The organism is Streptomyces eurythermus, from assembly GCF_014649115.1.
GTDB lineage: Bacteria > Actinomycetota > Actinomycetes > Streptomycetales > Streptomycetaceae > Streptomyces > Streptomyces eurythermus.
This window is the reverse complement of record NZ_BMSK01000001.1, coordinates 118,063-137,694: the sequence shown is the minus strand read 5'-3', so window position 1 is coordinate 137,694 and position 19,632 is coordinate 118,063. Positions and strand designations below refer to the sequence as shown.

Annotated in this window: 16 protein-coding genes; 5 read left to right on the top strand and 11 right to left on the bottom strand. The window is 72.3% G+C overall.

Annotated elements, in window-relative coordinates; genetic code table 11:
- Positions 1-173: 173 nt before the first annotated feature.
- Positions 174-2,264: a serine/threonine-protein kinase gene (locus IE251_RS00745; protein ID WP_189750951.1), complete on the bottom strand. Its 2,091-nt coding sequence runs from the start codon at positions 2,262-2,264 to the stop codon at positions 174-176.
- A 318-nt stretch (positions 2,265-2,582) separates the two neighbouring features.
- A complete protein-coding gene (locus IE251_RS00740; protein WP_189750950.1) occupies positions 2,583-4,289 on the bottom strand; it encodes a glycerol-3-phosphate dehydrogenase/oxidase in 1,707 nt (568 codons plus the stop codon).
- A gap of 279 nt (positions 4,290-4,568) precedes the next feature.
- Between IE251_RS00740 and IE251_RS00735 the strand changes: the two genes are divergently transcribed.
- The gene (locus IE251_RS00735; protein WP_189750949.1) at positions 4,569-5,777 is read left to right on the top strand and encodes a nucleotide sugar dehydrogenase; all 1,209 of its coding nucleotides are present in this window, start codon (positions 4,569-4,571) and stop codon (positions 5,775-5,777) included.
- A gap of 652 nt (positions 5,778-6,429) precedes the next feature.
- On the opposite strand, the gene IE251_RS00730 is transcribed toward IE251_RS00735, so the two are convergent.
- The 4 genes from IE251_RS00730 to IE251_RS00715 form a co-directional block, all read right to left on the bottom strand.
- Positions 6,430-7,554, bottom strand: coding sequence for a GuaB3 family IMP dehydrogenase-related protein (locus IE251_RS00730; protein WP_030601053.1), 1,125 nt, complete (start codon positions 7,552-7,554; stop codon positions 6,430-6,432).
- Between the two features lie 138 nt (positions 7,555-7,692).
- Entirely contained in the window at positions 7,693-9,201 is a 1,509-nt protein-coding gene (guaB, locus tag IE251_RS00725; RefSeq protein ID WP_030601055.1) for an IMP dehydrogenase, read from the bottom strand.
- A 163-nt stretch (positions 9,202-9,364) separates the two neighbouring features.
- Positions 9,365-9,952, bottom strand: coding sequence for a sigma-70 family RNA polymerase sigma factor (locus IE251_RS00720; RefSeq protein ID WP_030601058.1), 588 nt, complete (start codon positions 9,950-9,952; stop codon positions 9,365-9,367).
- Positions 9,953-10,623: 671 nt separating this feature from the next.
- Complete coding sequence (locus IE251_RS00715) at positions 10,624-11,235, bottom strand: response regulator transcription factor (protein WP_003948568.1); 612 nt, start codon at positions 11,233-11,235, stop codon at positions 10,624-10,626.
- 381 nt (positions 11,236-11,616) lie between these two features.
- On the opposite strand from IE251_RS00715, the gene IE251_RS00710 reads away from it, so the two are divergent.
- Positions 11,617-11,946: a WhiB family transcriptional regulator gene (locus IE251_RS00710; protein WP_030794380.1), complete on the top strand. Its 330-nt coding sequence runs from the start codon at positions 11,617-11,619 to the stop codon at positions 11,944-11,946.
- Positions 11,947-12,143: 197 nt separating this feature from the next.
- Here IE251_RS00710 and IE251_RS00705 read toward each other — a convergent pair whose 3' ends face one another.
- Entirely contained in the window at positions 12,144-13,043 is a 900-nt protein-coding gene (locus IE251_RS00705; protein ID WP_189750948.1) for a LysR family transcriptional regulator, read from the bottom strand.
- 81 nt (positions 13,044-13,124) lie between these two features.
- Between IE251_RS00705 and IE251_RS00700 the strand changes: the two genes are divergently transcribed.
- The 3 genes from IE251_RS00700 to IE251_RS00690 all read left to right on the top strand — a co-directional run bounded on the left by IE251_RS00700 (position 13,125) and on the right by IE251_RS00690 (position 15,437).
- Entirely contained in the window at positions 13,125-13,793 is a 669-nt protein-coding gene (locus IE251_RS00700) for an MOSC domain-containing protein (RefSeq protein WP_189750947.1), read from the top strand.
- Between the two features lie 74 nt (positions 13,794-13,867).
- Positions 13,868-14,641, top strand: a complete 774-nt coding sequence (locus IE251_RS00695; protein WP_030794371.1) for an SDR family NAD(P)-dependent oxidoreductase — start codon at positions 13,868-13,870, stop codon at positions 14,639-14,641.
- 88 nt (positions 14,642-14,729) lie between these two features.
- Positions 14,730-15,437 carry an ester cyclase gene (locus IE251_RS00690; RefSeq protein ID WP_189750946.1) on the top strand — a complete coding sequence of 236 codons (708 nt, stop codon included), beginning with the start codon at positions 14,730-14,732 and terminating at the stop codon, positions 15,435-15,437.
- A gap of 62 nt (positions 15,438-15,499) precedes the next feature.
- On the opposite strand, the gene groL is transcribed toward IE251_RS00690, so the two are convergent.
- The 4 genes from groL to IE251_RS00670 all read right to left on the bottom strand — a co-directional run bounded on the left by groL (position 15,500) and on the right by IE251_RS00670 (position 19,560).
- A complete protein-coding gene (groL, locus tag IE251_RS00685; protein ID WP_189750945.1) occupies positions 15,500-17,125 on the bottom strand; it encodes a chaperonin GroEL in 1,626 nt (541 codons plus the stop codon).
- 119 nt (positions 17,126-17,244) lie between these two features.
- Positions 17,245-17,553: a co-chaperone GroES gene (gene groES / locus IE251_RS00680; protein ID WP_004955293.1), complete on the bottom strand. Its 309-nt coding sequence runs from the start codon at positions 17,551-17,553 to the stop codon at positions 17,245-17,247.
- Positions 17,554-17,809: 256 nt separating this feature from the next.
- Entirely contained in the window at positions 17,810-18,631 is an 822-nt protein-coding gene (locus IE251_RS00675; protein WP_189750944.1) for a polysaccharide deacetylase family protein, read from the bottom strand.
- Entirely contained in the window at positions 18,628-19,560 is a 933-nt protein-coding gene (locus IE251_RS00670) for a polysaccharide deacetylase family protein (RefSeq protein WP_189750943.1), read from the bottom strand. Before IE251_RS00670 ends, IE251_RS00675 begins: the two co-directional genes overlap by 4 nt.
- Between the last annotated feature and the right edge of the window lie 72 nt (positions 19,561-19,632).

The window sequence follows — 19,632 nt, the reverse complement described above, 5'->3', positions numbered from 1 at the left end:
GCCGCCCGGCTGGTCATGTCCGTTCGTCTTACGACCCGTTTCGCACACGCCCGCGGCTGCGTACGGTCCGCGACCCTTCACGATACGTGCCAGAGGCAACCCGCACGGTGCGGATGACGGATTCTCAGGCACCGGACCGGAGCGTTCTTTGGCGCCGAACCGGCGGGGGCCGCCTACGACTTGGGCCGGAAGGACTCCGTCAGCGTCTTCCAGGTGTCCTTGCGCAGGTCACCGTGCCAGTCGGCGTCCCGCGCGGTGTACATCAGCGCGTAACCGAGGTGGTCGTTCACCACGAAACCCCGGTCGATCGTGCGGAGCCTGGTGCCGTCGTCGACGTAGGTGAACTCCCAGTCGGCCGTGTTCCAGCCGCGGTAACCCACCTTCTCTATACGGACCTTGTGGTACTGGGGGCGCACCATGGACCGCTCCTGGTTCCGCCAGTCCGCCACCGGGTCGTCCTTGGGCGTACCGGTCCAGGCGACGAGCAGCTTCTGCCCCTGCGGACCGGTGTAGCGGTCCCCGGCCCGGCCGGTGGTCTGGTACTTCCACCCCTTGGGCAGCCCGATCGAGTAGCCCTGGCCGCCCTTGCGGGTGCTCTCGACCGGCGCGCTCCCGCTGTCCTCGGCCTCGGGCGCGGCGGAGCCGCCGGAGCCGTCCGGGTCGCCGGCGGCCGGGCTCGCGCCGGTGTCCGCGGCGGCACCGGTGGCGGTGGACGCCGAGGAGGCGCCGTCCGTCCGCGCCCCGCCGTCCGGGTCCTTGGCGGCGTCCTTGTCCTGTTCGGCGGACGCGCCGGCGCCGGCCGCGGGCTTGGCCCCGCTGTCCTTGCCGTCGTCACCGCTGTCGCTCAGGGCGAAGGCCAGCACGGTCCCGAGCACCGCGAGCACGACCACGGCGACGATGACCACCAGCGTGCGCTTGGGCACCACATCGGTCAGCGGAGCCTTCGGCACCGGCCGCGGCGGCAGGTCCAGGTCCGGCGGCGGCACCACGGGCCAGCCGGAAGCCGGCTTGTTCGCGCTGGAGTTCGGCCCCGCGGCGCCCCCGGGCGCCCCTACGGCACCCGCCCGCGCCCCACCGGGGGAACCGGGCCGCGCCCCGCCGAGGGAACCGCCGGCACCGGGCCGGGAACCTGCGACGGCACCCCTGGCACCCGGAGCCGCGCCGGCGCCCGGCAGCGCGCCCGGAGCCTGCGGCGGGCGGGGAGCGGGCGGCGCGGACGGCGCGCTCCCGCTCCTGGTCCGCGCGGTGGCGGCGCCGGTGGCCGCGCCCGCCGCCTTGCGCACCGAGCGCAGCGCGCCGCGCAGCTTCTCCCCGGCCTCCTCGCCCCGCTTGCCGTCCGGCCCGCCGGGCTGTACGGGCAGCGGAACCACCCGGGTGGCGTCCATCGGCTCCGGCTCGGGCGCGTGGATCACCGCGTTGAGCATGGCCCGGGCACCGGCGTCGTCGAGCCGCTTGGCCGGGTCCTTGCTCAGCAGGCCGTAGATGACGTCCCGCAGCGGTCCCGCGTTCTTGGGCTCCTCCAGCGGCTCGGTCATCACCGCGGTGAGCGTGGCGATCGCCGAGCCCTTGTCGTAGGGGGGCGTGCCCTCGACCGCCGCGTACAGCAGACCGCCGAGCGACCACAGGTCGGCCGCCGGTCCCGGCTTGTGGCCGCGGGCGCGCTCCGGGGCGATGTAGGAGGGGGCGCCTACGAGCATGCCGGTGGAGGTGATGGACGGGTCGCCCTCGACCTGCGCGATGCCGAAGTCGGTGAGCACGACCCGGCCGTCCTCGGCGATGAGCACGTTGGACGGCTTCACGTCCCGGTGCAGGATTCCCTGCCGGTGCGCGGAGCGCAGCACGTCCAGGACGGCGAGCCCCACCTCGGCGGCGCGCCTCGGCTTCAGCACCCCGTCCTCACGGATGACCTCGGCCAGGGACTTGCCCTCGACCAGCTCCATGACGATCCAGGGCCGGTCGTCCTCGTCGACCACGTCGAAGACCGTCACCGCGCTGTTGTTGCGGATCCGGGCGATCGCCTTGGCCTCGCGCAGGGTGCGCGTGATCAGGCGCCGCTTCTCCTCCTCGTCGATGTTCGACGGGAACCGCAGTTCCTTGACGGCGACCGTCCGGCCGAGGGTCTCGTCCTCGGCGCGCCAGACCGTGCCCATACCGCCGCGGCCCAGCACATCCCCCAGCCGGTACCGCCCCGCGAGGAGACGCCGTTCGCTCTTGTCCTGACGAGTCTCCTGACGAGATGTACCCGCCCGCTCCGCCTCCGACATGCGTCCCCTCATACAACCCGCCCTGACAGAGCCTCCATTGTCTCTCACCCGGCAAGTGCCCGGCGCCCAGGGTGCCCCTGGCCGGACCCCGCCTTCCCCGCTGCGGAAGCCCTCTTGAAGCGGGCGTTCCGCTTATCGGGATGAGGGGCCGTAAGAGCGGAGGAACCGGTCTGCCGACGCTTCGGACAGTCCTGTCCATACCGGTGCCCCCGGCGCCGCCCCTCGCCCCGGCGGCACGTCGGCACACCCCCCACCAGCCCCCGGCAAGCCACTCCTGGCCAGGGCTCGGTCAGGGTTCCGCCCTCGCGACCGCGGGCCCTACAGCGGCACGATGTCCGGTGCCCCCAGCCGGGCCGCGTCCGCCGTCTGGTCGTCGGGCTGGAGCTGGGACTCGCGCTCGGCCTCCACCCGCTTCTCGTAGTGCTCGACCTCGCGCGCTATCTGGTCCGCGTCCCAGCCGAGGACCGGCGCCATCAGCTCGGCCGCCTCCCGGGCGCTGCGGGTGCCCCGGTCGAAGGTCTCGATGGAGATGCGGGTGCGCCGGGTGAGGACGTCGTCCAGGTGCCGGGCGCCCTCGTGCGAGGCGGCGTACACCACCTCGGCGCGCAGATAGTCGTCGGCGGCGTGCAGCGGTTCGCCGAGCGCGGGGTCGGCGGCGACGAGTTCCAGGAGTTCCTCGGCCAGCGAGCCGTAGCGGTTGAGCAGGTGTTCCACGCGGACCACGTGCAGTCCGGTGCGGGCGGCGATCCGCGCCCGCGCGTTCCACAGCGCCTGGTAGCCCTCCGCGCCGATCAGCGGGGTCTCCTCGGTCACACAGTCGGCGACGCGCATGTCCAGGCCGTGCACCGCCTCGTCGACGGCGTCCTTGGCCATCACCCGGTAGGTCGTGTACTTGCCGCCCGCCACGACCACCAGCCCCGGCGCCGGATGGGCGACCGTGTGCTCGCGGGACAGCTTGCTGGTGGCGTCGGACTCGCCGGCCAGCAGCGGGCGCAGCCCGGCGTACACCCCCTGCACGTCGTCGCGGGCGAGCGGGACGGCCAGCACCGAGTTGACATGTTCCAGCAGGTAGTCGATGTCGGCGCTGGACGCGGCGGGGTGGGCCTTGTCCAGGTCCCAGTCGGTGTCGGTGGTGCCGATGATCCAGTGCCGGCCCCAGGGGATGACGAACAGGACGGACTTCTCGGTGCGCAGGATCAGGCCGGTGGTGGAGTGGATGCGGTCCTTGGGCACGACCAGGTGGATGCCCTTGGAGGCGCGGACGTGGAACTGCCCGCGCTCGCCCACCATGGCCTGGGTGTCGTCGGTCCACACGCCGGTGGCGTTGACGACCTGCTGCGCGCGGATCTCGTACTCCCCGCCGCCCTCCACGTCCCGCACCCGGGCGCCCACGACCCGCTCACCCTCGCGCAGGAACCCGGTCACGCGCGCGCGGTTGGCCACCTTCGCACCGTAGGACGCGGCCGTGCGCACCAGGGTGGCCACGAAGCGGGCGTCGTCCATCTGGGCGTCGTAGTACTGGAGGGCGCCGACGAGGGCGTCCTTCTTCAGGCAGGGGGCGACGCGCAGGGCGTGACGGCGGGTCAGGTGGCGGTGCATCGGCAGGCCCCGGCCGTGGCCGCGGGCCATCGACATCGCGTCGTACAGCGCGACGCCCGAGCCCGCGTACAGCCGCTCCCAGCCCTTGTGCTGGAGCGGGTAGAGGAACGGCACCGGTTTGACCAGGTGCGGGGCGAGGCGTTCGAGCAGCAGGCCGCGCTCCTTGAGGGCCTCGCGGACCAGGGCGAAGTCGAGCATCTCCAGATAGCGCAGGCCGCCGTGGATGAGCTTGCTGGACCGGCTGGAGGTGCCGGACGCCCAGTCCCGGGCCTCGACCAGGCCCGTGGACAGGCCGCGGGTGACCGCGTCCAGCGCGGTGCCGGCGCCGACCACGCCGCCGCCGACCACCAGCACGTCCAGCTCGCGTTCCGCCATCGCCGCCAGTGCCTCGGCGCGCTGCGCCGGCCCCAGTGTCGCTGTCCTCACCGCTGCCTCCCGCTGTCGCTGACTCGCTCGCGTCGGCCGCACCCGGTGGGCGTAGCCCCGTCATGCCCTCCTCATGCCCAAATGATGACCGCGATGCGCCGCTTCAGCCACCACGGGCCTCCCACCTGTGGACAACTCGCGCACACCCATGGCAAGACACACAAACACAATCACACATAACGGTCATATGTGTACCTAGTCTGTCAGTGCGCTCGCACTTGCTGTCCACAGCGGTTGCGCACCTGTCCCGCTTCGGCTACTGGGAAGGACGGCCCACGCATGCCCGCAGACCTCGCCGTCATCGGACTCGGCCCCTACGGACTGCCGCTCGCCCAGGCCGCCGTCGCCGCCGGCGTCCGCACCGCCGGCTACTCCACCGGCCCCGAGGCGGGCCCGCTCAGCGCCGCGGAGCTGCGCCGGATGCACTCCGCCGGCTTCCGGCTCGCCACCGACCCGGCCCAGCTCGGCCGGGTGCGCACCGCGGTGATCTGCGCGCCCACCCCGCGCGGCGCCGACGGCGGCCTCGACCTCGGCCAGGTCGAGGCCGCCGCCCGCACCCTGGCCGCACACCTGCGCCCGCACACCACGGTCATCCTGGAGTCCCCCGTCCTGCCCGGGACCACGGAGGAGTTCCTGCGCCCGCTGCTGGAGGACGGCTCCGGCCTGCGCGCCGGCCGCGACTTCCACCTCGCCTACTCCCCCAGCCGCGTCGACCCCGGCAGCCGCGCCCACACGCCCGCCTGCACCCCGAGGGTCATCGGCGGCCTCACCCCCGCCTGCACCGAGTCCGCCGCCGCGTTCTACGGCCGGCTCACCGACAAAGTTGTCCGCGCGCGCGGACTGCGCGAGGCGGAGACCGTGCAGTTGCTGGAGACCAACTACCGGCACGTGAACATCGCGCTGGTCAACGAGATGGCCGTGCTCTGCCACGAGCTGGGCGTGGACCTGTGGGACGTCATCCGGTGCGCGGAGACCAAGCCCTTCGGCTTCCAGGCGTTCCGGCCGGGCCCCGGTGTCGGCGGGCACGGCGCCGCCCAGGACCTGACCGGGCACGCGACCCGCACCCTGCGCATGGTCGAACTGGCCCAGCAGGTCAACAGCCGGATGCCCCGGTACGTCGTCCAGCGCGCCGCCACGCTCCTGAACGAGCACGGCAAGTCCGCGCGCGGGGCCAGGGTGCTGCTGCTCGGCGTCACCTACAAGCCCGACCTCGCCGACCTCCAGGGCACGCCCGCGCGGGAGATCGCCGTCCGGCTGATGGAGTTCGGCGCGTCCGTGAGCTACCACGACCCGTACGTGCCCGCCTGGAACGTCCTGGACCGCCCGGTCCCGCGCGCCGACTCCCTCTACGAGGCCGCCGCCGACGCCGACCTCACGATCCTGCTCCAGCACCACCGCACGTACGACTTGCAGGGCCTGTCGGTGAAGGCCCAGCTGCTGCTCGACACCCGGGGCGCCACACCCACGGGGGCGGCGCACCGGTTGTGAAGGGGGGCGCGCGGGGGTGCGGGGGCCGGGGACTGGTGGCGTCGGAAATTCCCCGCCGGTACCTTGGGGACAGACGGAGCCCACCGCAGGGGTCACTGCGGCAGGCTCCTGGATGGATCACGGAGTGTCCACCCCTATGCCCTTTAGGGGTGGCCGCTCACCATCCGAAAGGGCGGAGCCCACCGCAGCGGCCACTGCGGCAGGCTCCTGGATGGATCACGGAGTGTCCACCCCTATCTCTCGTGGGGGTGGCCGCTCACCATCCGAAGATCCGCAAGATCCACCTCCTCCGGAACTTCACCAGCCAAAGGCGAGTGCGGTCCCATCGGTTGGGCTTGCGGTGGCGTCCCATGGGCGCCCCCTTCCACGATGCCGCCCATTGGCCCGGTGGGCGGTGCGTTGGAATTCGGGCCGGGCCCCGACGGCGGGAGCCCGGTCCAGATCCTTGGAAGGGGGCGGCCCAGAGAGCTCGGGTCGCCGGTCACGGACATTACCGGCCCGCTACGCCCGTTCGGCCCACATTCGCCCCGAACACAACCGTGCGCCCCCTTTCACGCAGTGCGCCCCCGGGCAAGAGCGCCCGGGCATGCGAAAGGGCCGGCCGTCCACTCGGGACGACCGGCCCTCAGGCGTCGCGGGGACCGCCCGGCGACTACCGCCGGTGCTGGCTGTCCGCCACCGTGACCTCGACCCGCTGGAACTCCTTCAGCTCGCTGTAGCCGGTGGTGGCCATGGCGCGGCGCAGGGCGCCGAAGAAGTTCATCGAACCGTCCGGGGTGTGCGACGGACCGGTGAGGATCTCCTCGATCGTGCCGACCGTGCCGAGGCCCACCTTCTTGCCGCGGGGCAGCTCCTCGTTGACCGCCTCCATGCCCCAGTGGTGGCCCTTGCCGGGCGCGTCGGTGGCGCGGGCCAGCGGGGAGCCCATCATGACGGCGTCGGCGCCGCAGGCGATCGCCTTGGGCAGGTCGCCGGACCAGCCGACACCGCCGTCCGCGATCACGTGCACGTACCGGCCGCCGGACTCGTCCATGTAGTCCCGGCGGGCCGCGGCCACGTCGGCGACGGCCGTCGCCATCGGGACCTGGATGCCGAGGACGTTGCGCGTGGTGTGCGCGGCGCCGCCGCCGAAGCCGACCAGCACACCGGCCGCACCGGTGCGCATCAGGTGCAGCGCGGCGGTGTACGTGGCGCAGCCGCCGACGATCACCGGCACGTCCAGCTCGTAGATGAACTGCTTGAGGTTCAGCGGCTCGTGCGAGGACGACACGTGCTCCGCCGACACCGTGGTGCCCCGGATCACGAAGATGTCCACGCCCGCGTCCACCACGGCCTTGGAGAACTGGGCGGTGCGCTGCGGGGAGAGCGCGGCGGCGGTGACCACACCGGCGTCGCGCACCTCCTTGATGCGGGCGCCGATCAGCTCCTCCTTGATCGGCGCCGCGTAGATCTCCTGGAGGCGGCGGGTCGCCTGCTCGGCGGGCAGCTCGGCGATCTCGTCCAGCAGCGGCTGCGGGTCCTCGTACCGGGTCCACAGGCCCTCGAGGTTCAGCACGCCGAGGCCGCCCAGCTCACCGATGCGGATCGCGGTGGCCGGGGAGACCACGGAGTCCATGGGGGCGGCCAGGAACGGCAGCTCGAAGCGGTAGGCGTCGATCTGCCAGGCGATCGAGACCTCCTTCGGGTCCCGCGTACGGCGGCTGGGGACGACGGCGATGTCGTCGAAGGCGTACGCCCGGCGGCCGCGCTTGCCGCGCCCGATCTCGATCTCAGTCACGTCTTGGCCTTTCCCTGATGCGTTTCAGCGTCTTCCAGTATCGCCGACGGCTGTGCCGGCGACCCCCCACCCATGCGGCGAGGGCGGCCCCGGAGTCGTCCGGAGCCGCCCTCGAAGAGCCTCACACCTGCGCGCGCGTCACTTCTTGCCGCTGTAGTTCGGTGCCTCGACCGTCATCTGGATGTCGTGCGGGTGGCTCTCCTTCAGGCCCGCCGAGGTGATCCGCACGAACCGGCCGTTCGCCTGGAGCTCGGGCACGGTCCTGCCGCCGACGTAGAACATCGACTGGCGCAGGCCGCCGACGAGCTGGTGGACGACGGAGGACAGCGGGCCGCGGTAGGGCACCTGGCCCTCGATGCCCTCGGGGATCAGCTGCTCGTCGGAGGCGACGCCCTCCTGGAAGTAGCGGTCCTTGGAGAAGGACCGGCGGTCGCCACGGGACTGCATGGCGCCGAGGGAACCCATGCCGCGGTACGACTTGAACTGCTTGCCGTTGATGAACAGCAGCTCGCCCGGGGACTCCTCGCAGCCCGCGAGCAGCGAGCCGAGCATCACCGTGTCGGCGCCCGCGACCAGGGCCTTGGCGATGTCGCCGGAGTACTGCAGACCGCCGTCGCCGATCACCGGGACACCGGCGTCCTTGGCGGCGAGCGCGGCCTCGTAGATCGCGGTGACCTGCGGCACGCCGACGCCGGCGACGACGCGGGTGGTGCAGATGGAGCCGGGACCGACACCGACCTTGATGCCGTCGGCGCCCGCGTCGACCAGGGCCTGGGCGCCGTCGCGGGTGGCGACGTTGCCGCCGATGACGTCGACGCCGGAGGAGTTCGACTTGATCTTGGCGATCATGTCGCCGACCAGCCGGGAGTGGCCGTGCGCGGTGTCCACGACGATGAAGTCGACACCGGCCTCGATCAGGGCCTGGGCGCGCTCGAAGGCGTCACCGGCCACACCGACCGCCGCGCCGACCAGCAGGCGGCCCTCGGCGTCCTTGGCGGCGTTCGGGTACTGCTCCGCCTTGACGAAGTCCTTGACGGTGATCAGGCCCTTGAGGATGCCCTCGTCGTCGACCAGCGGCAGCTTCTCGATCTTGTGCTTGCGCAGCAGCTCCATGGCCTCCGGGCCGGAGATGCCGACCTTGCCGGTGACCAGCGGCATCGGGGTCATGACCTCGTGCACGCGGCGGCTGCGGTCGCTCTCGAAGGCCATGTCACGGTTGGTGACGATGCCGAGGAGCCGCTTGTCGCCGTCGGTCACCGGGACGCCGCTGATGCGGAACTTGGCGCACAGCGCGTCGGCCTCGGCGAGCGTGGCCTCCGGGTGGATGGTGATCGGGTCGGTCACCATGCCGGACTCGGAGCGCTTCACCAGGTCGACCTGGTTGGCCTGGTCCTCGATGGAGAGGTTGCGGTGCAGGACACCGACACCGCCCTGGCGGGCCATCGCGATCGCCATGCGGGACTCGGTCACCTTGTCCATGGCGGCGGACAGCAGCGGGATGTTGACCCGCACATTGCGGGAGACGTACGAGGTGGTGTCGATCTCGTCGGGCGCCATGTCCGACGGGCCCGGCAGCAACAGCACGTCGTCGTAGGTCAGCCCGAGTGTCGCGAATTTACCGGGCACTCCGTCGACGTTGGCAGTCATGACACCTTCCCCAAATGGCCTTGATCGGTGCGGATGTCCATGCTAACGGGAAGCATCGCTAGCAAATTCCACGGTAACGGCTCGCTTCAGGCTTCGTATCTTCGTACGAAACCGTGGGTGCGCGTATGCGGGGACGGGGCTACGGCGGCTCCGTCCAGGGGGATTACTGCTCGGCGAGCGCCCTGAGACGGCTCAGCGCCCGGTGCTGGGCCACGCGGACCGCCCCGGGTGACATTCCCAACATCTGCCCGGTCTCCTCCGCGGTCAAGCCCACGGCGATGCGCAGCAGAAGCAGTTCCCGCTGGTTCTCCGGGAGGTTGGCCAGCAGTTTCTTGGCCCACTCGGCATCGCTGCTGAGCAGGGCGCGCTCCTCCGGGCCGAGGGAGTCGTCGGGCCGCTCGGGCATCTCGTCGGACGGCACCGCCGTCGACCCCGGGTGCCGCATGGCGGCGCGCTGGAGGTCGGCGACCTTGTGGGAGGCGATGGCGAAGACGAACGCCTCGAAGGGCCGGCCGGTGTCGCGGTAGCGCGGCAGCGCGAGCAGGACCGCGACGCAGACCTCCTGGGCGAGGTCCTCCACGAAGTGGCGGGCGTCGCCGGGGAGGCGGGACAGCCGGGTGCGGCAGTAGCGCAGCGCCAGCGGGTGCACCCGGGCCAGCAGGTCGTGCGTGGCCTGCTCGTCCCCGTCGACGGCACGATGCACGAGCGCACCGATCGCCCCAGGGGCCGTGCCCGCCTCGTCGTCGCGCATCGGTCCATGGTGCCCTGTGGCCGCGCGGTCCGTCGCATCGTGCTCGTGGTTGTGCACCGAAGCGTTATGAGCAGGTGCGCCGGCACTCATCCCCTGCGCCCTCCCCTTCCGCTCGACCGACTCGTCCCCGAGAGACTCCACATCTCAAGGATGCGGCATCCGCGCCGAAACGAGCATCGCGCGTCCGGCGGGCCGCCTTGCGCGCGCCCTTCCGGGGGCCCGGCAGAGCGTACGCCGATCGGCCGGACACCCCGCGCCGGGGGCGCCCACCTGCGCCGGAGCACCACTTCCGGGCGCCACGCGCGCCGTAACGCGCGTACGCCCGCCGGGGTGAACGACGGTGCGTACGGCGGCGATCCGTACGGCGGGATCGTGCACCGACGTGAACTCGGACACGGCCGCCACCGGGGCGGCGACGGCAGGCAGGCAGACCGGACGCCGGAACAAGACCAGGCGAGTCCAGGCGCACCTGGCCAGGACCAGGCGGGTCCAGGCATGACCCGACCGGACACCCACGGGGCGCGACCCGCTCGGACGCCCCGGCCGCGGATACCCGCGACCGGCACGACGGGCGGGCAGCCCGGGCCGCACCTCGGCCGGGGTGGCCGGGCCCCGGCCCGCCACCCGGGCGTCAAGCCCGGCCCGTCACCCGGAGCGGCGGCCCCGGCGGGTCAGCGGACCAGGCCCCAGCGGAACCCGAGGGCCACCGCGTGGGCGCGGTCGGAGGCACCCAGTTTCTTGAACAGTCGGCGGGCGTGCGTCTTGACCGTGTCCTCGGAGAGGAACAGCTCGCGGCCGATCTCGGCGTTGGAGCGGCCGTGGCTCATGCCTTCCAGGACCTGGATCTCGCGCGCGGTGAGGGTGGGCGCCGCGCCCATCTCCGCCGAGCGCAGCCGGCGCGGGGCGAGCCGCCAGGTCGGGTCGGCGAGCGCCTGGGTCACGGTGGCCCGCAGCTCCGCGCGCGAGGCGTCCTTGTGCAGGTAGCCACGGGCGCCGGCGGCGACCGCGAGGGCCACGCCGTCCAGGTCCTCGGCGACGGTGAGCATGATGATGCGCGCGCCGGGGTCGGCGGAGAGCAGCCGGCGCACGGTCTCGACGCCGCCCAGACCGGGCATGCGCACGTCCATCAGGATGAGGTCGGAGCGGTCGGCGCCCCAGCGGCGGAGGACTTCCTCGCCGTTGGCCGCCGTCGTCACACGCTCGACACCGGGCACGGTCGCGACCGCGCGGCGGAGCGCTTCTCGGGCAAGCGGGGAGTCGTCGCAGACGAGGACGGATGTCATGACCGCCCTCCGCAGCTGATGCGCGTCACCTTGAGCCTCCAGGCTGGTACGGAATCGTCACCTGTGCGGTCGACCGTCTCGGACGCCTGCCCGAGCGCTTGTTCTTTCAACCGCCTCCGCACTCTCAACGACGGTCACTCGAAAGAGTTACGGGCCCGCGTGCCGTCTTCGGCACTCTATGTGAGGGGACGGACACGGTGCAGACATGCTCGTCGGACTCTCAACTTTTCATCACAACCTATGACCCATTTGGCCCCTTTTCTTCCCGTTTCGCAGTGTCCGGGGCTAGATTCGCAATGAGTCATATTTTCATCTCCTTAGACCGGAGATGTACGGTCGTTGGCACCGTACCCGCCCAGATCGGCGACAAGGGGTCACGTAATGGCAGATTTCTCCCGCCTTCCCGGACCGAACGCGGACCTGTGGGACTGGCAGCTGCTGGCTGCCTGCCGCGGCGTGGACAGCTCGCTCTTCTTCCACCCGGAGGGCGAGCGCGGGGCGGCTCGGAGCGCTCGCGAGAACTCGGCCAAAGAGGTCTGCATGAGGTGCCCGGTCCGCGCGGAGTGCGCGGCGCACGCGCTGGCGGTGCGCGAGCCGTACGGCGTCTGGGGCGGCCTGACCGAGGACGAGCGCGAGGAGTTGATGGGGCGGGCGCGCAACCGGCTGGTGACCGCCTCCACCACCAGCGGGGACACCGCTCAGGATCACTGAAGGAACGTTTCTTTAGGCCGGGTTCGCCGACCGGGTGCGTCCCCCGTCCCGCGCAGGGTCGCGCGCCCGCGCCGACGGCGCGCCGTGCCCGTCCACGCGCGCGCGCCCGTGTCGACCGTCCCGTGGCCCCTCCGCGCGCCCGTGTCGACGGCACCGTGCCCCGTCCGCGCGCCCCGGCCGCCGTACGCGCCCGGCCGCTACATCCGCCCGGCCGCCCGGGCCAGTTGCTCCAGCGTCGCCGCCACCGCCGGCACCTGGGCCAGGTCGGGCAGGGTCAGGGCGACGATCTCGCGTCGTACCGCCGGTTCCAGCCGTACCGCGCGCACGCCTCGCGGCCGTACCGACTCCACGGCCAGCCGGGGCAGCACGGCGACCCCGAGACCCGCGCCGACCAGCCCGACCACGGCGGGATAGTCGTCGGTGGCGAAGTCGATGCGCGGGGTGAACCCGGCCCCCTCGCACACCTCGACCAGCTGGCCGCGGCAGCGCGGGCAGCCCGCGATCCACGGTTCCTGGGCCAGCTCGCCGATGGCGACGCTCTCCGCGCGCGCGAGCCGGTGCCGTTCGGGCACCAGGGCGACCAGGCGGTCCGTCAGCAGGGGGCGTACCACGAGGTCGTCCCAGTCCTCGGCGACCGCGGCGCCCTCGTAACGGAAGGCCAGGGCGAGGTCGCAGTCGCCCTCCCGCAGCAGGGTCACGGACTTCGGGGGCTCGGCCTCCTCCAGTGAGACCCGGGTGCCGGGGTGGGCGGCGCGCAGGGCGGCCAGGGCCGTCGGGACCAGCGTGGAGCTGCCGCTGGGGAAGGAGACCAGCCGGACCCGGCCCGCGCGCAGGCCGGCGATGGCGGCGACCTCCTCCTCGGCCGCGGTGAGCCCGGCGAGGATGCCGGAGGCGTGCCGGACGAGGGCCTCGCCGGCCTGGGTGAGGCGCATCTCGCGTCCGTTGCGGACCAGCAGCGGGGTGCCGACCGATGCCTCCAGGGCCTTCATCTGCTGGCTGACGGCGGGCTGGGTGCAGCCCAGTTCGCGCCCGGCCGCCGAGAAGGAGCCGGTGGTGGCGACGGCGCGCAGGACGCGGAGATGACGAGCCTCGATCACCCTTCGAGCATAAGGCAGCCTTTGGGCGGTGCGCCCGATAACGCTTCGCCACTTTGGGCCCCGATCGCTTAGCGTGCTGGGATGAAGCTTCTTTCCGTCAATGTGGGCCGTCCGCGGCCGGTGCCCTACACGAGCCAGCCGGACGGTGTGACCGGCATCGACAAGCAGCCCGCCGAGGGGCCGGTGCGGGTGGCGGCGCCCGGACCGAAGGGGATCGGCGCGAGCGGGCTGGCCGGGGACGCGGTGTGCGACACGCGCCATCACGGCGGGGACGACCAGGCGGTGTACGCGTACGCCCGCGAGGACCTCGACGCGTGGGAACGGGAACTGGGCCGGCCGCTGGCCAACGGCTGCTTCGGCGAGAACCTGACGACGGACGGTCTGGACGTCTCCGGGGCGCTGATCGGCGAGCGCTGGCGGATCGGTCCGCAGGTGGTGCTGGAGGTGACCGCGGGCCGCATTCCGTGCACCACGTTCCAGGGCCACATGGGCGAACGCGGCTGGGTCAAGAGGTTCACCCAGAAGGCCGCGACGGGTGCCTACCTCCGGGTGATCGAGCCCGGTGAGATCCGCTCGGGCGACCCGGTGGAGATCGTGTACCGGCCGGAGCACGGGGTGACGGCGGCGATGCAGTTCCGCGCGGTCACCACCGAGCGCGAGCTGCTGCCCCGGCTGCTCGCGGCGGGCGAGGCGCTGCACTCGGAGACGCTGGCGCAGGCCCGGAAGTACGTGGCGCAGCAGCGGGTCTGACCGGCCGTCGGCCGGCGCGGGGCGGCCTCGCGCGGTCAGCGGAGGCTGTCGGTCCGGGTCACTACGCTTGGGCCATGACAACGGCTCTGATTACGGGATCGACCGCGGGGATCGGTGCCGCGTTCGCGCGGCGGCTGGCGGCGGACGGGCAGGACCTGGTGCTGGTGGCCCGGGACACCGGGCGGCTGCGCGAGCAGGCGACGGAACTGCACGACCGGCACGGCGTCGAGGTGGAGGTGCTGCCCGCCGATCTCTCCCTGGACGAGGGCATCGAGGCGGTGGCCGCCCGGCTCGGCGACCGCAAGAACCCGGTCGACCTGCTGATCAACAACGCCGGCTTCGGCAACAAGGGCCGCTATCTGGACGTCTCGATGGCGGACGAGCTGCGGATGCTGAAGGTGCACTGCGAGGCGGTGCTGCGGCTGACCTCGGCGGCGGCCGGGGCGATGCGCGAGCGCGGCCGGGGCGGCGTCGTGAACGTCGCCTCGGTGGCCGCCTTCGTGCCGCGCGGCACCTACGGCGCGTCGAAGGCGTGGGTCGTGCAGTTCACCCAGGGCGCGGCGCGGGACCTGGCGGGCAGCGGGGTCCGGCTGATGGCGCTGTGCCCGGGGTTCGTGCGCACCGAGTTCCACCAGCGGGCCGGGATGGGCACGGACAACATCCCCGGCTGGCTGTGGCTGGACGCCGACAAGCTGGTGGCGGCGGCCCTGGCCGACCTGGCCCGGGGCAGGACGGTGTCCATCCCGGATCCCCGGTACAAGGCGCTGATGGGGCTGGTGAAGGTCACGCCGCGCGGGCTGCTGGGCGGGATCAGCTCCCGTACGGGGCGCAAGTACGGGCCGCGGTGACGGGCTGACCGGCGCGCGGGTGGCGCCGCCGTCCCGGTGGGAAAATGGGCGGGACGGTTACCGGGCCAGGGGGGCCGGAGGCGGCGTCATGACCTTCGTACAGCTCATCGAGTGCAGGACGAGCCGGCTGGACGAGATGAACCGGCTGATGGACGACTGGCTCCGGCGGACCCACGGCAGACGGACCGTGACGCACGCGGTGGTGGGCCGGGACCGCTCGGACGCGTCGCACGTGGTGGAGGTCGTGGAGTTCCCCTCGTACGAGGAGGCGCGGCGGAACACCGACCTCCCGGAGGCGGAGCGGATCTTCCGGGAGCTGGCCGCGCTGTGCGAGGAACGGCCGACGTTCACCGGTCTGGACGTCGTGCGGGACGAGCGGCCGGCGGAGCGCGCCGTGCGCCGGTTCTTCCGGGCGCTGGACACGGCGGGCGAGCTGCCGCCGCTGAACGACCTGCTGGACGAGGACGTCCACAGCCGCGATCCGATGAACCCGCAGGACACCATCGGGCTGGACAACGCGCGCGCCGAGTTCCGGATGTGGCGCGGCGCCTTCGACTTCGCGTTCACGGTCGAGGACGTGCTCGCCGAGGGCGACCGGGCCTGCGCCCGCTGGTCCTGGCGCGGCACGCACCGGGGCGACTTCCTGGGGATCACGCCGACCGGCCGGCAGGTCGCCATGACCGGGATGACACTGTTCCGGTTCGGCCCCACCGGCAAGATCACCGAGCTGTGGTGGCAGCACGACCAGCTGGGGCTGATGCAGCAGCTGGGGGCGCTGGACGAGCTGGAGCGGTAGGCGGACAGGGCGAAGGCCCGGCACCCTCGGCGGGTACCGGGCCTTCACTCACGGTGCTTGCCTCAGTGGGCGTGGCCGTGGCTGTGGCCCGCGGCGGCCGGCTCTTCCTCTTCCTTCTTCTCGACGACCAGGGTCTCGGTCGTGAGCAGCAGGGAGGCGATGGAGGCGGCGTTCTCCAGGGCGGAGCGGGTGACCTTGACCGGGTCGATGACGCCGGCCTTGATCAGGTCGCCGTACTCGCCGGTGGCGGCGTTGTAGCCCTGGCCCTTGTCCAGGTCCTTGACCTTGGACACGATGACGTAGCCCTCCTGGCCGGCGTTCTCGCCGATCCAGCGCAGCGGCTCGACCACGGCGTTGCGGACCACGGCGACACCGGTGGCCTCGTCGCCGGTCTTGTCGAGGTTGCCCTCGAGGACCTTGGAGGCGTGGACCAGAGCGGAGCCACCACCGGAGACGATGCCCTCCTCGACCGCGGCGCGGGTCGCGGAGATGGCGTCCTCCAGACGGTGCTTCTTCTCCTTCAGCTCCACCTCGGTGGCGGCGCCGACCTTGATCACGCACACGCCGCCGGCCAGCTTCGCGAGGCGCTCCTGGAGCTTCTCGCGGTCCCAGTCGGAGTCGGTGTTCTCGATCTCGGCCTTGATCTGGGCGACGCGGCCCTGCACGTCCTCGGACTTGCCGGCGCCGTCGACGATCGTGGTGTCGTCCTTGGTGACGGTGACGCGGCGGGCGGAGCCGAGCACGTCGAGACCGACCTGGTCGAGCTTGAGGCCGACCTCCTCGGAGATGACGGTGGCGCCGGTGAGGACGGCCATGTCCTGGAGCATCGCCTTGCGGCGGTCGCCGAAGCCGGGGGCCTTCACCGCGACGGCGTTGAAGGTGCCGCGGATCTTGTTGACGACCAGGGTCGACAGGGCCTCGCCCTCGACGTCCTCGGCGATGATCAGCAGCGGCTTGGAGGAGCCGGCCTGGATGACCTTCTCCAGCAGCGGCAGGAGCTCCGCGATGGCGCCGATCTTGCCCTGCGTGATGAGGATGTACGGGTCGTCGAGGACGGCCTCCATGCGCTCCTGGTCCGTCACGAAGTACGGCGACAGGTAGCCCTTGTCGAAGGCCATGCCCTCGGTGAAGTCCAGCTCCAGACCGAAGGTGTTGGACTCCTCGACGGTGATGACACCGTCCTTGCCGACCTTGTCCATCGCCTCGGCGATCAGCTCGCCGACCTGCTGGTCCTGGGCGGACAGCGCGGCGACGGCGGCGATGTCGGACTTCTCGTCGATCGGGCGCGCGGTGGCGAGCAGGTCCTCGGAGACGGCCTTGACGGCGGCGTCGATGCCCTTCTTCAGGGCGGCCGGGGAGGCGCCGGCGGCGACGTTCTTCAGGCCCTCGCGGACCAGCGCCTGGGCGAGCACGGTGGCGGTGGTGGTGCCGTCACCAGCGATGTCGTTGGTCTTGGTCGCCACCTCCTTCACCAGCTGGGCGCCGAGGTTCTCGTACGGGTCCTCGATCTCGACCTCGCGGGCGATCGTGACACCGTCGTTGGTGATGGTCGGGGCGCCGAACTTCTTGTCGATGACGACGTTGCGGCCGCGGGGGCCGATCGTCACCTTGACCGTGTCGGCAAGCTTGTTGACGCCGCGCTCAAGGGCGCGACGGGCGTCCTCGTCGAACTTCAGGATCTTCGCCATGGCAGCGGGAGCCCTCTCGGAAATCTGTGGGTGAAAAACGCCGCGCCCCGGGCGCCCGGCTTCTTATCGATTCGCGGGGGCCAGGGGCGCAGCTTCAAGCAGAGAGTCGCTTGAGGTGATTACTTCTCGATGATCGCGAGCACGTCGCGAGCCGAGAGGACGAGGTACTCGTCGCCGTTGTACTTCACCTCGGTGCCGCCGTACTTGCTGTAGAGGACGACGTCGCCGACCTTGACGTCGAGCGGAAGGCGCTCGCCGTTCTCGAACCGGCCCGGGCCCACGGCGAGGACGGCGCCCTCCTGGGGCTTCTCCTTCGCGGTGTCCGGGATGACCAGGCCAGAGGCCGTGGTCTGCTCGGCGTCCAGCGGCTGGACCACGATGCGGTCCTCGAGCGGCTTGATGGCAACCTTGGAGCTGGCGGTCGTCACGATCCGACCTCCCCCTTCGGAGATCTCACGGGGTTAACTGTCTGAGGTGGCGACCAGGTCGATCCGTCGTCGCGGGTGCCGGACCTGCCCGTCGCGTTTGTTGGCACTCTCACCTGCGGAGTGCCAGACCCGAGACTATGACCGGGGTTAGCACTCGGTCAAGCGGAGTGCCAATGCCGTGCGGCGCGTCGGCGGTGAATCGGCCGTCGTGGCGTTGACCGGCGGGCCCGAGGAGCCGGCCTCCCGGCGGCAGGCCCTAGAGGTAGTCCTCCAGGCGGGCCACCGTCAGACCCCGTTCCTGGGCCGCCCTGAGGACCCGTGCCGTGCGCTCGCGCAGGGGCAGGTCCGTCGACTCGTCGGGGTCCACGAGGACGATGTCGCCGGGGGCGAGGCGGCGGGTGAGGCCGGCCGGGGTGAGGGCGGTGCGCCACAGGACGACCGCGGAGATGCCGCAGTCGGCCGCGGCGCGCAGCGTGGTGGGGTCGTAGGAGCCGTACGGCGGCCGGAACAGGCGGGGGCGGACGCCCAGGCGGGCGCGGAGGCGGTCCTGCTGGCCGCAGATCTCGGCGCGCTGGCCGGCGTACGGCAGCCCGGCCGGGGCCCGGTGGTCGAGGGTGTGGTTCCCGATGCCGGCGCCGAGCGCGCGCAGGCGGGCGAAGTGGCGGTAGCCGGGGGCGGCGATGGAGTCGGTGAGGAACAGGGTGACCGGCAGGCGCAGTTCGCGGACCATGTCGACGAAGCGGGGGTCGCGTTCGGCGCCGTCGTCGTAGGTGAGGAAGACGACCGGGTCGCGGGTGGGGACGTGGTCGATCACCGGGAGCCGGGCGGGGGCCGCCGGCTGTCCGGCGAGCGGCCGGGCCGGGGAGCGGGACAGCGGGCGGGCCGGGTGGGCCGGGGGGCGGGCGAGCGGCCGGGCCAGCCCCCAGCGCCGGTAGTCGCGGCCGGGGGCGGTGGCGTGCGGGCGCACCCCTTCGGCGGCCTTCTTGCCGAGGCGTTCGATGGGGTCGACGGACTGGGCGCAGCCCGGCAGGAGCAGGGCCGAGGCGAGGACCGCGGCGGGGCCCCGCAGGCGCCTCACAGGTAGTCCTCCAGGCGGGCGACGGCGTAGCCCTCGCGGGTGACCTTGTCCAGGAAACGCCGCATGTCGTCCACCATCGTGCCGTTCCAGTCGTCCCGGCCGCGGAAGTGGGTGAGGACGATGTCGCCGGGGTGCAGCCGGCGGTCCCAGTCGCGGTACTCCCAGTGGTCGACGAAGACCTCCTCGTCCCAGATCGGCGCGTACTTGATGCCGCACTCCTTGGCGGCGCGCAGGGTGTCGCCGTTGTAGTTGCCGTACGGCGGCCGGAAGACGGTGGGCGCCTTGCCGAACTGCTTCTTCATGACGGTCTGCATGCCGCAGATCTCGTCGCGCTGTTCCTCGTAGGACAGGCCGGGCAGGTAGGGGTGGGTGAGGGTGTGGTTGTTCAGGGTGACGCCCTGGGCCTGCATCCGGCGGAAGTAGCCGTAGTCGTCCTCGATGACGTAGTTGCTGAGGAACGCGGTGTACGGCACCTTCAGCTCGCTCATCATGCGCAGGAAGGCCGGGTCCTTCTCGGCGCCGTCGTCGATGGTGAGGAAGACGACCTTCTGCCGGGTGGGGACGGTGGTGAAGACCGGGGGGAGGTTCTCCTCCTCCTGGCCGTCCACCTCGAAGCCGTCCCGGGGGGTGATCCGGGGTTTCCCGGCAGGCGGGGCCGGAGGGGTGAGCGGGGCCCGCTCCAGGCCCCAGCGCCGGGCGGCGGCGGCCAGCCGGGCCTGTTCGGCGGCCTGGCGGGCGCGGGGGTCCAGGGGGCGGGCGGGGCCGCCCTGGGCCGGGGCCGGGGCGGGGTCGCCGGCGCAGCCGGTCAGGAGGGCGGCCAGTGCGAGGGCGGTGGTGGCCGCGGCCGTCTTCGCGGCCCGTGCCCGGCTTCTGTCATCCGTCTTCGCGATCCGTGCCCGACTTTTGTCATTTTGTACTACTGCTCGCATGGTGCCGGATCCTCCCAGGCCCCGGCCCGCGCCCCGGGCCGACACCGCCGCCGCGGGCACACCATCCACCGA